The sequence below is a fragment of the Nocardioides sp. NPDC087217 genome (assembly GCF_044744805.1).
In the GTDB taxonomy this organism is placed as follows: domain Bacteria; phylum Actinomycetota; class Actinomycetes; order Propionibacteriales; family Nocardioidaceae; genus Nocardioides.
Genome location: NZ_JBIUZB010000013.1, coordinates 23,042 through 37,606, shown reverse-complemented (window position 1 = coordinate 37,606; position 14,565 = coordinate 23,042). Strand labels below are relative to the sequence as shown.

At 66.0% G+C, this 14,565-nt stretch carries 13 protein-coding genes and 1 tRNA gene; 11 read left to right on the top strand and 3 right to left on the bottom strand.

The window, feature by feature from the left end:
* The first annotated feature begins 5 nt into the window (after positions 1-5).
* From ACIO3S_RS29040 to ACIO3S_RS29005, 8 genes are all read left to right on the top strand, one after another.
* Positions 6-917 (top strand): endo-beta-N-acetylglucosaminidase H, encoded by a 912-nt coding sequence (locus ACIO3S_RS29040; RefSeq protein WP_400470261.1) that lies wholly within the window; start codon positions 6-8, stop codon positions 915-917.
* Between the two features lie 1,016 nt (positions 918-1,933).
* Positions 1,934-2,653, top strand: coding sequence for an HNH endonuclease signature motif containing protein (locus ACIO3S_RS29035; RefSeq protein ID WP_400470258.1), 720 nt, complete (start codon positions 1,934-1,936; stop codon positions 2,651-2,653).
* Positions 2,654-2,750: 97 nt separating this feature from the next.
* On the top strand, positions 2,751-3,221 hold the full coding sequence (locus tag ACIO3S_RS29030; protein WP_400470255.1) for a GNAT family N-acetyltransferase: 471 nt from the start codon (positions 2,751-2,753) through the stop codon (positions 3,219-3,221).
* A gap of 101 nt (positions 3,222-3,322) precedes the next feature.
* Positions 3,323-4,882 carry a TIGR03767 family metallophosphoesterase gene (locus tag ACIO3S_RS29025; protein WP_400470251.1) on the top strand — a complete coding sequence of 520 codons (1,560 nt, stop codon included), beginning with the start codon at positions 3,323-3,325 and terminating at the stop codon, positions 4,880-4,882.
* 132 nt (positions 4,883-5,014) lie between these two features.
* On the top strand, positions 5,015-5,428 hold the full coding sequence (locus ACIO3S_RS29020) for a DUF3052 domain-containing protein (RefSeq protein ID WP_008358178.1): 414 nt from the start codon (positions 5,015-5,017) through the stop codon (positions 5,426-5,428).
* A gap of 84 nt (positions 5,429-5,512) precedes the next feature.
* On the top strand, positions 5,513-7,177 hold the full coding sequence (locus ACIO3S_RS29015) for an AMP-binding protein (RefSeq protein ID WP_400470247.1): 1,665 nt from the start codon (positions 5,513-5,515) through the stop codon (positions 7,175-7,177).
* Complete coding sequence (locus ACIO3S_RS29010) at positions 7,174-7,638, top strand: peroxiredoxin (protein WP_400470244.1); 465 nt, start codon at positions 7,174-7,176, stop codon at positions 7,636-7,638. Before ACIO3S_RS29015 ends, ACIO3S_RS29010 begins: the two co-directional genes overlap by 4 nt.
* Before the next feature lie 198 nt (positions 7,639-7,836).
* Positions 7,837-7,912 (top strand) — tRNA-Val (locus ACIO3S_RS29005).
* Positions 7,913-7,927: 15 nt separating this feature from the next.
* Here ACIO3S_RS29005 and ACIO3S_RS29000 read toward each other — a convergent pair.
* Positions 7,928-9,070 (bottom strand): tyrosine-type recombinase/integrase, encoded by a 1,143-nt coding sequence (locus ACIO3S_RS29000; RefSeq protein ID WP_400470241.1) that lies wholly within the window; start codon positions 9,068-9,070, stop codon positions 7,928-7,930.
* Between the two features lie 88 nt (positions 9,071-9,158).
* On the opposite strand from ACIO3S_RS29000, the gene ACIO3S_RS28995 reads away from it, so the two are divergent.
* Entirely contained in the window at positions 9,159-9,545 is a 387-nt protein-coding gene (locus ACIO3S_RS28995) for an NUDIX hydrolase (RefSeq protein WP_400470336.1), read from the top strand.
* Here ACIO3S_RS28995 and ACIO3S_RS28990 read toward each other — a convergent pair whose 3' ends face one another.
* A complete protein-coding gene (locus ACIO3S_RS28990; RefSeq protein WP_400470238.1) occupies positions 9,546-10,100 on the bottom strand; it encodes an HD domain-containing protein in 555 nt (184 codons plus the stop codon).
* A gap of 249 nt (positions 10,101-10,349) precedes the next feature.
* Between ACIO3S_RS28990 and ACIO3S_RS28985 the strand changes: the two genes are divergently transcribed.
* Together ACIO3S_RS28985 and ACIO3S_RS28980 are read left to right on the top strand one after the other, a co-directional pair.
* Positions 10,350-12,494, top strand: coding sequence for a P-loop NTPase fold protein (locus ACIO3S_RS28985; protein ID WP_400470235.1), 2,145 nt, complete (start codon positions 10,350-10,352; stop codon positions 12,492-12,494).
* Between the two features lie 212 nt (positions 12,495-12,706).
* Complete coding sequence (locus ACIO3S_RS28980) at positions 12,707-12,958, top strand: hypothetical protein (RefSeq protein WP_400470232.1); 252 nt, start codon at positions 12,707-12,709, stop codon at positions 12,956-12,958.
* Positions 12,959-13,280: 322 nt separating this feature from the next.
* Here the strand turns inward: ACIO3S_RS28980 and ACIO3S_RS28975 are convergent, their stop codons facing one another.
* A complete protein-coding gene (locus tag ACIO3S_RS28975; protein ID WP_400470229.1) occupies positions 13,281-14,528 on the bottom strand; it encodes an MFS transporter in 1,248 nt (415 codons plus the stop codon).
* Positions 14,529-14,565: the final 37 nt, after the last annotated feature.

The following is a 14,565-nucleotide window of genomic DNA, read 5'->3' as shown; positions in this document are numbered from 1 at the left end:
GCACCATGTCAGTTCCCCACATCTCACGCAGACGCATGCTCCTCGGCGCCGGAGCGGCCGCCATCGGTGCCACCGGTGCGATCACCGGCCTGGCCACGTCGGCGAACGCGGCGCGCCCGCTCGCGTCGCCGACGCTGATGACCGGCTATGTCGAGGTCAACAACTACAGCGTCGGCAACGTCGCCAAGTACGAGCTCGCCGGAGGCGGCAACGTCTTCGACATCGGCCTGATCTTCGCCGCCAACATCAACTACGACGGCCAGCGGGCCTACCTCTACAACAACCCGCAGGTGCAGGCGCAGCTCGACGCCGCCGACGTACACATCCGCCCGGCCCAGGCCAAGGGCATCAAGATCCTGCTCTCGGTGCTCGGCAACCACCAGGGCGCCGGGTTCGCCAACTTCCCCGACCGCGCCGCCGCCGAGGCGTTCGCCGACCAGCTCGCCGCGGTGGTGACCCGGTACGGCCTGGACGGGATCGACTTCGACGACGAGTGGTCCAACTACGGTGCCAACGGGACCGGCCAGCCCAACGACTTCTCGTTCGTCTACCTCCTTGAGGCACTGCGTTCGCGGATTCCCGACAAGCTGATCACGCTCTACTTCATCGGGCCGTCCGCTTCGCGGCTCTCGTACGGCGGGGTCAACGCCGGTGACCTGCTCGACTACGCCTGGAACCCCTACTACGGGACCTGGGGTGTGCCTGACGTGCCTGGTCTCGGGAAGCCCTCGCTGGCGCCCGCGGCCATCAACATCCAGGGCACCTCGTCCTCGACCGCCGCTTCGCTCGCCTCTCGTACGGTCTCTCAGGGGTACGGGGTGTTCAACACCTACAACCTGGGCTCGTCCGACGCGAGTGCCTATCTCTCCACCGTCACCCGCAACCTGTACGGCAAGGCGACCGTCTACCTCGGGTGAGCCTCGTCGGGCCTCCTGAAGGGTCGGTGTTGCTTCGCTGCCGCGATCTTGGCCGCCGACCTTTCGGGAGGGTCTTCGAGGTGGCGGCCGGCGTCAAGGCGATGTATCGAGCTTGTCGAGATGACGCCCTTCGGGCGCCGGCTTCGCCGGCCGCCTTCGGCGGTCCTGGACTCCGGCCACCACCTCGAAAAAGATGGCTGGCTATCGGGTCGGCGGCCAGCCCTGTCAGGCTTCGGATTGGGTTGGGAGCCGGCCATTGACAGCGCGGGTCCAGGGGTCGCGGAAGGGGTGGCGCAACACGCCAAACACGGCTCTTGAGATGGCGTAAATATGCCACTTGACCTGCGGAAACAGCGTTCTCTTCTGGGCATGAACTTGGTAAAATTGGGGCATGGAAGCACTCCTCGACCCCGACGACACCACCAGCGGCCTGCTGGCTGCGGTGCGTACGTCGCGTGCGGTCGCGGAGCAGGCTGACCGGGACGTGCTGATCGCCGCCGCACGGTTCGCGGCGCTGCATTCGGTCCAGGACCGCGAAGAGTCGGCGCGGTTGGACGGGGACACCTTCGGGGACCGGATGTTGCCCCTGGCCGGGCCCGGGGCACCACTGGTGTCGGAGGCTGCGGCGGTGGAGTTCGCGGCCGTGCTGGGCCGCTCCACCCAGGCAGGCAAGAGGTTCCTCGGCGACGCGGTCGAGCTGCGCTACCGGCTCAAGCATGTCTGGGCGCGGATCCTGGACGGATCCCTCCTGGCCTGGCGGGCCCGCCGGATCGCGGACCTGACCCGAAACCTCGATGCCGATGCTGCTGCGTGGGTCGACCAGCAGATCGGGGCCCATGCCCACCAGGTCGGGACCCGGCAGCTAGAGCGGATGATCACCCAGGCCGCCGCCCTGTTCGAAACCCGATGTCGCTGCTGCGGTCGCGGAGTCGGATGCGGTCGAGCACCGTTCGGTCACCATCACCACCACCGAGACGACCCCGTTCGTTGCCACCGGTGCCGAACAAGGCCAAGCCGTGCTCGCGTTGGGGTATCTCGACGGTGTGCTCGACGCCGCCGACGCCCTGGATCTGGAGAAGGCTGTCGCAGCGATCGCGCACGGGCTCCTCGACCAGGACGACTACGCGACCGCGAGCCTGGACGTACGACGCGCGGCCGCACTAGGAGTCCTCGGGCGTGCCTACAACTCCGGCTCCCTCGACGGAGTGCCCGGTGTGGCTGGCGTTGCTCGGGTGGTGGAGCTGGTCATCCACACCGACACCCGCGAGCTCTCGGGCACCGGCTTGGCCCGCCTCGCCAACACCCGTGGCCTGGCCAGCATCGAGCGCCTCCAGCAGTGGGCCACCACCCCGGGCACCGTGATCAAGCCGATCATCGTGGTCGACCTCGCCGAGGACATCGAAGCCGCCGGCTACATCCCGACCGTCCGCCAGCGGCGCCAGGCCGAACTGCTTCACCACAAGTGCTCGTTCCCGTACTGCGAAGCCCGCGCCGAGCACTGCGACCTCGACCACCGCGTCGCCTACCGCGACGGCGGCCCGACCAGCAGCCGCAACCTCACCCCGCTGTGCCGACAACACCACCGGATGAAGACCCACCACGGCTGGCGCTATCACCGCCTCAGAGCGGGCGTCTACCGATGGCGCAGCCCCCACGGCTACGAGTACATCGTCACCCCGGTCGGCACCATCGACATCAGCAACGACCTCGACCCACCCCTCACCCTCGCTGCATAACGAACGTCTCGAGCACCGTGCTCGGCTGATCCTGTTCGGGCGTGCGGTTCCCTGCGATCATCGACTTGTGACGACCCCTCGAGAGACGCTGCGGGTCTTGACCTGCGACACCGCGGAGACCCTCGTGGCGGCCAGCATCCTGTTCAACCAGTACCGGCGCCATTACGGTCAGCCAGACGGGGACGATCGCACCCTCGGCTGGCTCACCGACATGGTTCGGTCGAACATCCTCACGCTCTACACGGCGGTGCCGGGGGACTCGCCGGCGGACGCACCTCCAATCGGCCTGGCGACCAGCCACGCGATCCCCGCATCGCTGGTCATGGGACAGTTCTGGCAACTGCGCGACCTATTCGTGCTCCCCGGTTCTCGTCGCCGAGGAGTGGCCGCCGCGCTGGTCGATGCAGTCCGCGGGGCGGCATTGACGGCGGGCGCTACACGACTGTCCCTCGTGACAGAGCCGGACAACCACGCTGCGCTCGGTCTCTACCGGAGGCTCGGATTCAAGCCTGTCGAAGGTCTGGCTTCGCTCAGCCTGGACCTTGCCGCGCAGACAATCGGGGAGTGAGGTCGGAGCGCGTCCACCGGAGCCGCGCCGATCAGGCCAGGGGGAGTATCGTTCGCGCACGAACCGCGGCGGCCGGTCGTGAGGGAGAAGAGGCGGCTTAGATGGGTGTCACGAGCGAGAGCGGGCGGATCGTCGCGGGTGGCCGGAAGGGCACCTACGTACGTCTTGCCGAAGGGCCGCAGGAGCGCCACATCTCGCGCACCGATCTGGCGCGGAGGCCCGAGGATCTGGGCGACCCGGTGCTGACGGTCGCGCACCTATCTGACATGCACATCTGCGACCACCAGTCGCCGGCTCGGGTCGAGGTCCTGGACCGGCTCATGGACCCCGACACCGCGACCCGTGAGCTGATCGACGAGATCGGGACCTACCGGGCCCAGGAGTTGCTGACCGCCCAGGTCGGCGCGGCGATGGTCGAGGCGGTCAACGAGATCACCGAGGGTCCCGTCGGCGGTGGCCCGCTCGATCTTGCGATCGCGACCGGTGACAACACCGACAACGGGCAGTACAACGAGCTCGACTGGTATCTGACCCTGCTCGATGGCGGCCGGCTGACCCCCGACTCCGGCGACATGCTGCACTACGAAGGTGTCGCCACGCTGCCGGACAAGCGCTTCTGGCACCCCCAGGGCGAGACGTACGACATGCGCCGGGGCGACCACGGCTTCCCGCTCGTCCCCGGGCTGCTGAAGGCCGTGCGCCGGGCGATCGACTCGCCCGGGCTGGAGGTACCGTGGCTGGCAGTCAACGGCAACCACGACGGGCTGCTGCAGGGCACCGTGCCGGGAAGCTCCGCCATCGGCGAGGTCGCGGTCGGCGATCTCAAGGCGATCGCCATGCCTGACCACTGGACTGACGAGGCCAAGGCGAAGCTCATCGCTGGGCTGATCTCCGGTGACCCGGTGGCGCTCGGGATGCTGGCCGAGCTCGAGCCGTACGAGGTGACCCCCGACCGGCGTCGCCGGCAGACGACGCTGCAGGAGTTCGTCGACTCCCACGTGCACGACGAGGCGAAGCCGCCGGGCCACGGCTTCAAGGCCGGCGGCAAGCCCTACTACCGCTACGACGTCAACGACGAGGTCACCTTCGTCGTCCTCGACACGGTCAACCCGGCCGGCGGGTTCCAGGGATCGATCGACGCCGAGCAGTTGGAGTGGCTCGACGCAGTGCTCGCTTCCACCGACTACGACGAGCGGCTCGCGGTGATCGCCAGCCACCACGACGTGGCCTCGCTGGTCAACGACATGAGCGGCGCCGGCGGCAGCCGCCGGGTGCTCAGCGACGAGATCGAGCAGACCGTCTCACGCCATGAGAGCGCTGTGCTCTGGCTCAACGGGCACACCCACCGTACGTCGGTGAAGCCCCGCGGCTCCTGGTGGGAGGTCACCGCTCCGTCCCTGATCGACTGGCCGCAGCAGGGCCGGATCGTCGAGCTGATCTCCGACGGAGACGTGCTCACCATCGCCACCACGATGCTCGACCACGCCGGTCCCGCGCGCTGGAGCGGCTCGATCGAGGAGGTGAGCCACCTCGCCTCGCTCTCCCGTGAGCTGTCCGCCAACGACTGGCAGGGACCGGAGGTGCGCCTCGCCGAGCACCCGTCGGCAGGGACGGCGCAGGATCGCAACGTACTGCTCCATCTGCTCGATCCGAGGGCCTGAAAGGCCTCCGACACGCCGTTATCTAGCGAATGACAGGCGGGTGGGGTTGCGTGGACCAGCGTTCTCCGCTGGACTACCACCAACCAAGTTCATGCAAGCGGCGTGGACATCAAGCTTTTGGAGGAACGACACGTGAGCTCGACCGCAGCCACAGGGCCTGCGGACCGGCTGGGCCTCAAGTCCGGCATGGTCATCCAGGAACTGGGCTGGGACAACGATACTGATGACGAGCTGCGGGTCGCCATCGAAGATTCCGTCGACGCGGACTTGGTCGACGGCGACTACGGCAACGTGGTCGACGCCGTGCTGCTGTGGTGGCGCGATGACGACGGCGACCTCGTCGACGGGCTCGTCGACGCGCTGACCGACCTCGTCGGTGGCGGAGTCATCTGGTTGCTGACGCCGAAGGTGGGCCGCCCTGGCGCGGTCGACCCGGCCGACATCGCCGAGGCCGCGCCGATCGCCGGACTGTCCCAGACCACCACCGCATCTGTGAGCAAGGACTGGGCCGCGACGCGTCTGCTGGCGCCGAAGACTCCTGTCTGATGGCGGCGATTCTCGGGCTCCGCTTCGACCGGGCAGATGGACACCCACAGGAGACCTAGCGTGAGCGTGGCTACACTCCCAACGGTGTTCTCGACTACGGCTGCCAAGGCGCGCACCGCCGGATCCGCGGCGAAGATCCTGGCCGGCTCCGGCATCGTCCGGCCGGTCAACCCCCTCGGGCTCGCACGGACCGGCCTGGCGCTGGCGCGCTGGGGCACCGGGCCGGCCGGAGGGTTCATCGGCCTCGCCCACCGCTATCCGCGACGCACCGCGCTCATCGACGAGCTCGGCTCGTTGACGTACGCCGAGCTCGACCGCCGCTCCAACGCGATCGCCCGGGCCCTGGCGGCCAGGGGGGTCCGTGAGGGCGACGGGGTCGCGATCATGTGCCGCAACCACCGCGGGTTCGTCGACGCAACCTTGGCGGTGGCGAAGCTGGGCGCCGACGCGCTCTACCTCAACACCGCCTTCGCCGGTCCGCAGCTCGTCGGGGTGCTGGAGCGGGACAAGCCCGCCCTGATCATCCACGACGAGGAGTTCACCGGGCTGCTGTCCTCGGCGACCTCGGCCACGAGGCTGGTCGCGTGGGTCGACTCCTCGGATCCTGGCGAGACTCTCGAGTCGCTGGTCTCCGGCGATGCGCGGCCGGTAGCGCCGCCGAAGCGGCACGGGCGGATCGTGATCCTCACCTCCGGAACGACGGGAGCGCCCAAGTCGGCGCCGCGTCAGGAGGCCGGCGTCGACGCGGCGATCGCGCTGATGTCGCGGATGCCGATGAAGGACGGCTGGCGCTGCTTCATCGCCGCGCCGCTCTTCCACACCTGGGGGATCGCCCACCTGCTCTTCGCCGAGCTGCTCGGCACCACCATGATCCTGCGCCGCCGGTTCGACCCGGAGGATGCGCTGGCGACCCTCGCGGAGACCCGGGCCGACTCGTTCGTGGTCATCCCGGTCATGATGCAGCGGATCCTGTCGCTGCCGGAGGAGACGCTGGCTGCGTACGACCTCGAGGGGATCGCCTCCCGGCTCAAGGCCGTCGCGTCCTCCGGCTCGGCGCTGCCCGGCGACCTCGCGCTGGAGTGGATGGACCGGTTCGGCGACAGCCTCTACAACGTCTACGGCTCGACCGAGGTCTCCTACGCCTCGATCGCCGACCCCGTCGACCTGCGCGAGGCCCCGACCTCGGCCGGCAAGGTGCCGTGGGGGACCCGAATGAAGATCCTCGACGGCGACGGCGTCCCGGTGCCCGACGGTGAGGCCGGCCGGATCTTCGTCGGCAACGGTCTCCTCTTCGAGGGCTACACCAGCGGCGGCGGCAAGGAGGTCGTCGACGGTCTGATGGCGACCGGGGACGTCGGGCGGTTCGGGCCCGACGGCCGGCTCTACGTCGAGGGCCGCGACGACGACATGATCGTCTCCGGTGGCGAGAACGTCTTCCCGCAGGAGGTCGAGGACTGCCTCATCCGCCATCCGCTCGTCGCCGACGCTGCCTGCGTCGGGGTCGACGACGCCGACTTCGGCAAGCGGCTGCGCGGGTTCGTGGTCCTGGCTCCCGGCGCCGAGGGCGACGTCGATGCGGTGTTGAAGGACTGGGTCAAGGAGAATCTGGCTCGGTTCAAGGTGCCGCGCGAGATCGTCGTGACCGACGCTCTGCCGCGCAACGCGACCGGCAAGGTGCTCCGTCGCGAGCTGGCCACCTGGGACATCGAGGCGGCAGAATCGAACGGCGAGAGGGCGGCAGGGCAGTGAGTGGACTTGAGATCGGTGGTCCGGCTCCGGACTTCACGCTCCGCGACCAGTTCGGCGCCGATGTCACCCTCTCGGACTACCAGGGCAAGAAGGCCGTGGCGATCTTCTTCTTCCCCTTCGCCTTCTCGGGCGTGTGCACGGGCGAGATGAGCGGACTGCGTGACCGGCTCGACGAGTTCGTCACCTTCGACACCGAGGTCCTGGCGATCTCGTGCGACCCGGTCTACGCCCTGCGGCAGTTCGCCGACACCGACCGACTCAACTTCTCGGTGCTCTCCGACTTCTGGCCGCACGGCGAGGTCGCCCAGGCCTACGACGTCTTCAACGACCGCACCGGTGCCCCGCGACGATCCTCCTACATCATCGACAAGTCGGGCGTCGTGCGGTGGGCCGTGCACAACGACAACGCCGACGGCCGCGACCTCGGCGAGCATCTCCGGCAGCTCCACGCGGCGGCGTGAGGAAGTAGTTTACGGGTCATCAAAGGTCCGTTAACAGGCTGGTTACATGGCTTTTCCTATGCCCTGGGTGGGATCTACTCTTGAGGTGTTGAGCCGCTGATGACCCGAGACGTCAGCGGCTCAACTTCCATTTCAGGGTTGGTACGCAGGCCCGGTTGGTCCGGCCCGCCCCTGATCGCGTACTCTTGGGGCCGCTTCGGACGCATAGCTCAGTTGGTAGAGCGCCTCCCTTACAAGGAGGATGTCGGGGGTTCGAGTCCCTCTGCGTCCACCACCTTGTTTCGCCAGGTCAGGACCCTGTTTCGTCATCGTCCTCATCCTCTCCCGGCTCCTCGTCGGCCTCAGATGCCGCCAGGATGCCCCCGAGCCGCTTGGCGGAGTCCCAGAGGTTGTCATCGATCAGGTGGCCGTAGAGGTCCATCGTCATGGCCGCTGAGGCGTGCCCCAGGTTGCGCTGCAACACCTTCGGGTCAGCGCCGGCACCCAGCCAGAGCGAGGCGCAGGTGTGGCGGAGATCGTGGACCCGAAGGGCCGGGCGTCCGATCTTCTTGATCGCTTCGGCCCAGTCGACAGACCGCTTCCAGTTCGCCTCGCTCAGCGGGCCACCCTTTGGCGCATCGAAGAGCCAGTCATCACCCTTCTTGCCCTCGGACCACTTGTCGATGATCGGCACGAGCTCGTCGACCAGGGGAACCGTGCGAGAGCGCTTGTTCTTGAGGGTGTCGACGAAGAGCACGCCCTTGTCGCTGCTGGCCATGACGGTGCGCTGAAGTCTCAGGCCCTGGCCAGGTACGCGCACCCGATCGCCCACGCGAAGGCCGGCGAGTTCGCTCCAGCGGAGGCCGGAGAGCGCCAGCACCCGGACGATCTCGGCGTAGCGTCCCGCGCAGGCAGCCTCGAGGTCGTGAATCTCCTTACGGCTGAGGAACTGGCCCTCGCGCTTGACGTGTCCCGCTGTTGGAGGCTTTACCGTGGCGGCAACGTTCACCGTCATTCGTCCGTCCTCCACCGCGAAGGCCAGGAGCCGGCGGAAGACACCGAGGTAACGCGCAGCCGACGAAGGCGAGCGACCATCAGCAACCAGCCGGCCATCCCACATCGCCACGTCGGACTTGGTGATCGCAGCGACCGGGACCTTGCCGAACTTCGGCTCGATGTGGCGCTTCCACACCATCAGCTCGAGCGCCTGAGACTTCCGCTTGAGCGTCTGACGAGCATCGAGCCAGTCAGCGGCGATCACGGAGAGAGCCACGCGGCCGCGCCGGGGATCGTGCCACTCACCGAGGCGAAGCTTCCTCTTCTGCTCCTCCTCCCAGGCTTCCGCATCACGCTTGCGGTCGAAGACACGGTTAGCGACCTCGCGGCCGTGGTGCTTCACCCGCGCCCGGTAACGGACCTTGCCGTCAGCGGTGGTGTATCGCTGAACACTCATGCTGCGACCTCCTGCTGATCGGCCACCCAGGCGATGACGGCCGAGCGCTGCCAGGCGAGACGACGTCCCACCTTCACGGCCCGGCCGAATCCTCCTCATTCGCCGCGACGACAACGGCAACTGGTCCATGCCCGGCGGAGCGATGGACCCCGGCGAATCGCTCACGGAGTGCGCAGCTCGGGAGACGCTCGAGGAGACCGGAATCTCTGTCGCGATCACGGATCTGGTCGGCATCTGGACCGACCCGCTCCACCGGATCGAGTACACCTCAGACGGCGAGGTCCGCCAGGAGTTCACCGTCATCTACGCAGGCCGCTACCTCTCCGGCGAGCCGACTCCTAGCAAGGAGAGCCTGAGTGTCGAGTGGGTCGACGCCGCGAAGGTACCCGACCTCCAGATGGACCGGAGCCAGCGAATCCGTATCAACTGGGCACTTAACGAGCGCTGGCCTCACATCGACCAGGCGTCAAGCTAGTCACGCCGACCAGACACCGCTCGTACGCCGGTCATCGACGCGCGAGACGGCGCTCAAAATCTCGGGTCGCGCCCTTCGAATGAACCGCGTCACCAGGTGATCCGGCCCGTAACGAACCTCGATCTCATCCAGGCGATCATGAGCGTCAACGGTCGCCCCGTCTGGCCCGGTCGTCATGTCGCAGAAGCACACTGCATCCTCATACTCGCCGGGCGGACGCGTGAACTCCTCGAGCTCCGCACCCAGACCGCGCTCTTCAGCCTCGAGGACAGCGCAGGAGTGGTGGGCCACCATCGACACGATGCGCTCATCCCAGCCGGTACGCCGCAGGTAGCGCGCGCCGTCAATCGCATGCATCCCGGTGTCCACCAACTCGGGCGCGTAGCCAATGTCATGCAGCCAACACGCAGCCGCCAGGAGGTCGGTGTCCAAGCTGCTGTCGGAGCCGAGACTTTCCGCCTTGCGCCCGACCGCCGCGAGGTGTTGCCACCGCCGGCCCAACGGCTCAATCAGTCGACGAGCCTCAGCGCGGGCAGCGTTCAATACTTCAGACACTCGACTAACGCTAGCGCTACACGAGCTTCTCAGTCGCGGCGGAGCCGACGACGCGCTGATCCGGGCCGCTCGTCATTCGAGGTTCACGCGTGGAAGACGCAAGATGTCCTATACGGCCATACCCATCATTGGGTATGGCCGCGTGTTCGATACGCAATCAGCCGGTACGAGGCGGCGGTATGAGCAACCATGTCGATGGCAGGCTAGCCGCTGTCTAGGGACGCTGTCCGGCGTCGGAGGAGATGGGTCTTGAGTCAGACACTCTTTGGTGACGACGAACTCGCCGATGAGTCGGAAGATGTCCTCGACCGCGCGGGATACGCGCGTCACGTCGTCGATGTAATTCAGACGATCCGAGGGCATGGAGCGAAGTCAAGCGTTCTGGCGGTCGTTGGCCCATGGGGCAGTGGCAAGTCCTCCGTGGTGAGCATGGCGAAGAACATGCTGAAGAAGTCGAACGACCAATGGATTATTGCGGAGTTTACGCCTTGGATTTACCCAGATGCCGACACAATGCAGGTTGCGTTCTTCCGTGAGCTTCGTTCTGTCCTGCCGAAGGACAGAAAATGGAAGAGGAAGCGAGAGACAATCGGGAGTCTCGGAGAAGCCATTAGCCCAATCGGGAAGGTCGGTGGAGTTGTCGGCGTCGATGCTAGCGGTGCAATCTCATCACTTTCGAAGGTAGTGGCCGGCGATACAAGCACCAACGCAACGAAGATCAAGGCCGAGTCTGCGCTTAGTCAATTGGATCATCCGGTCTTGATGATTCTCGATGATCTCGACAGGCTCTCTCCGGGCGAACTCCTCATGACTTTCAAATTGGTGCGATTCGTCGGCAGACTCCCGAACGTCTATTACCTTCTCTGCTATGACGAGCGGACTCTTCTTGATGTGCTGATGAAAACTGACCTTGTCGGCGATGAATCAAGGCGGGCGCAAGACTATCTCGAGAAGATGGTGCAGGTTAGATTGGACCTTCCTCCTCTGCGGGAGAATCAATCGCTTAAGTTGGTCAATGAGGCACTGGCAGTAGTTCTCAATGGGAACAATTTGGTGCTGGACGAGGAGGAAGCTAACCGTCTTGGTGTCACATACAGCGACGCTCTCCATGAGCGGCTGGATACGCCAAGGGCGATTCGCAGATTCTTTGCGCAAGTCGACGCCTTTTATCCGACGCTGGGTCAAGAGGTCGACTTCGTCGACTTCCTTTGTTTGACTTGGTTGCGCACGTTCGAGCCCCACGCATATCGATACGTCTACAGAAACAAGGCAGCACTCACCAGTTCATCCGTTACTTCCTCCGACTTGAAGGGAACAGCGGCGATTGCCTACTGGGCCGAGCAGTTGGAAGAATCGAAGGTCCCAGCGGGACGAAGTCAGGTGGTTATCGAAGTACTTAAGGCGTTGTTCGCCTGCGTCAGATCATCCATAAACCAGGTGGAAGAGCATGGGGCAGACCAGGAATTGCACGAGAAGCGCCGGGTGGCGCACGTCGACTATTTCGACCGCTATTTCGCGTTCTCCGTGCCGTCTGAGGACGTTCGAGACTCCACGGTAAGGTGCGCGTTCGATCCGGGCGATCCAAGTTTTTCCGATTCACACGCTCAGGTCGCCGAGCAGTTTCCGTCAGATACAGCCCGTATATCACGCAAGATACGCGCACTCTTGCGAAAGGGACTGGCAGATCCGCAACTTGTACTTTTGTTCGCTTGCTCCCAGTTGAGCCATGTTCAACCCGGGGGTGGTCTCCTTGACAACTCGCGACGGAGCTTAGAGTTCATGACTCGGGACGCAATACTTCAATTGACGCCCGAGGAGGGTCCTGGTGTTCTCGATAAACTAGCGATCGACCCCGAAACGACGTCGCTTCTGGCTTGGGAGATCGCACGCCTTACACGACCAGGTGCTACAAGTGGCGATCATTCAGGCGTAAGCTTTGCGTCCTGGAGTGACGCGGCGGTCGAAACCGCGGCGGCGAGTATCAAGAAGCGCTTCCATGAAGGCGACTGGGGTAGTGCCGACGACGTCCCGGACAACGTAATGAAACTGATTTGGCCGTGGCTTCATCTGGCAGAAACCGAATGCCAACACTTCATAAGGTCGCAAGTCAGTTCGTGGGGGATGCTTGCCACTCTTATGCGCATGGTCCCAGAGTCAACTCTTTACGGCGGAACCGAAGTGGTCCAGAAGCTAAATGAGTTCCCGATTGACGAGGTCCAACGCTTCGTCGACGTCAACGAGGCCTTGGCCGTACTCGCCGACGAGATCGCTAGCCTGGCAGACGGAAGCAACGTTGCGGGGCAATGGACCATCGAACCGACCCCGGAAAATCGCCGTGCGCTTGTACTGGAGACGCTGCGAGATGAGGCTAGACGACGAGCTGAAGAGGCCTAGCCGTGAGAACTTTCTCTACTGACTCAAGGCGGCCTTCGGCCGCGTGCGCGGCCTCCGGGGGCGTGCGGCCTGGCGGCCGGTCCCCCTACGTGCCGCGCAAATGAAGAAGAGCGCCCAGTCCGTAGACCAAGCGCTCACTCTCCAGCCACAGCAGCTCAACGGATCAGCCGAACCCGCCCCAGGCGCCACGTGCTCCCGATAGCGTCCCGCCGGTGATCCTCAGCCAAGCTGGCTCACTGAGCTCCAGCGTCATCTCCCACATCCTGTTCGCCGTCGCCGTCTGCGTGCTGATCGGCCTCGTCCTCGTCCTGCGATTGGGCATCCGTGGGCTCCGCAAGCTGCTCCTCGAGAGAACAGGGCCTTGGCGATGGGTCGGCATCATCCTGCTCGGAACCGTCGTACTCGTAATCGGGGCGTACGTCGGAATCGTGGTGATCGGCGTCCTTAGACTGTTGATCTCGTAGCCGACGCTACTCACCCTCCGGCCGGGGAAACTTGTTTGGCTGATGACGAGGGGGAGGGGGCGCTGCTGGCCGGCAGGGACATTCCCCGCGATGCTCCGGAGTTCGGATATGTTGGGCAGCGTGGGGGCAAGCCCCCAGACCCCCGCCAAGGGGGCCAGGTGCCGGAATGGTTGACGCCTCGCCCCCGCGATGCAGACTCCCAGCCGTGCCCCCGTGGTGTCCCCGGTGCTCTCGAAACGGTCCCGAAGAGCCATGAACAACCATGACGAAAACACGGTGAGCATCAGGGTGGGGGAGTAGGGGTAGCCTCGCCGCATCTGACTTACAAGGAGGATGTCGGGGGTTCGAGTCCCTCTGCGTCCACCACTTCTCGTCTCGGATCTGAATCCTGCTTCGCTGTCTCGGGCAGGAGCGTGCGGGCGGCGGCGAACGCGATCAGGGTGATCGCGATGACCATGCTCGCGGTGCCGGTCCAGCCGGCCGCGAAGGCGAGGCCGCCGAGCCAGCCGAAGAGGCTGGAGCCGGCGTAGTAGAAGAGCGTGTAGAGCGAGGTGGCCTGGGCGATCCCGCTGGTCGCCATCGGGCCCACCCAGCCCGATGCGATCGAGTGCGCCGAGAAGTACGCAGTGGTGAACAGCAGCAGTCCGATCAGGACTGAGGGCAGCCGGTCAGGGATCGTCAGTGTGGCTCCGGCGACCATGGTCAGCGACGAGGCCAGGAGTACGCCTCTGCGACCGAAGCGTCCCGCGAGCGTGGCTGCGAGCCGGGCCGAGACGGCACCCGAGAGGCCAGCCAGGAAGATCACCGCGGTCAGCGCCGGCGGCAGGGAGAACGGCTCCAGCTCGAGCCGGTAGCCGAGGTAGTTGAAGACGGCCACCTGTGCGCCCATCAGGAAGAACGCCTGTGCGTAGAGCGCCAGCTGGCCGGGGTTGGTGAGGTTGGCGACCATCCCGGGCCACACACCGGCCGGGCGTGAAGTCGTTGCTGGGCGGGGGCGCTCGGGCGGGAGTGCGGTGACTGCGACGGCGGCGCCGAGCGCGCTGACGCATCCTGCGACGAACGCTGCCACACGCCAGTCGCTCACGTCGGCGATCGGCGCGGCGATCAGCCGTCCGGCCACTCCGCCGACGACCGTGCCGGAGATGTACGTCGCGCCCGCGGCCATCGCGTCGCGTCGGCCGACCTGCTCGCTGAGGTAGGCGAGGGCGAGCGCCGGGGTGCCGCCCAGAGCGATGCCCTGGGTGACGCGGAGGACGACCAGGACGGGGAACGAGGTCACGAGCGGGAGCACCAGCCCGACGGCCGCCGCGGCGACGATGGCGATCGTCATCGCCCTGGCCCGGCCGATGCGGTCGGCGATCCACGACCAGCCGAGCGCGGCGACGGCGAGACCGATCGTCGCCCCAGAGACGGTCAGGGCGGCCTGGGAGGCATCGACCGCGAAGTCGCGGCTGATCGCCGGGATCAGCGCCTGGGGATAGTAGAGCTGCACGAACGTCGTCATCCCGATCGCGACCAGCGCGACCAGCACGCGTCGATGTCCCGGGTCGGTCGCAGCCTGATCGCTCATCCTCGTCACGCTAAAGAGCCCGAAACCGTGCGTCCAA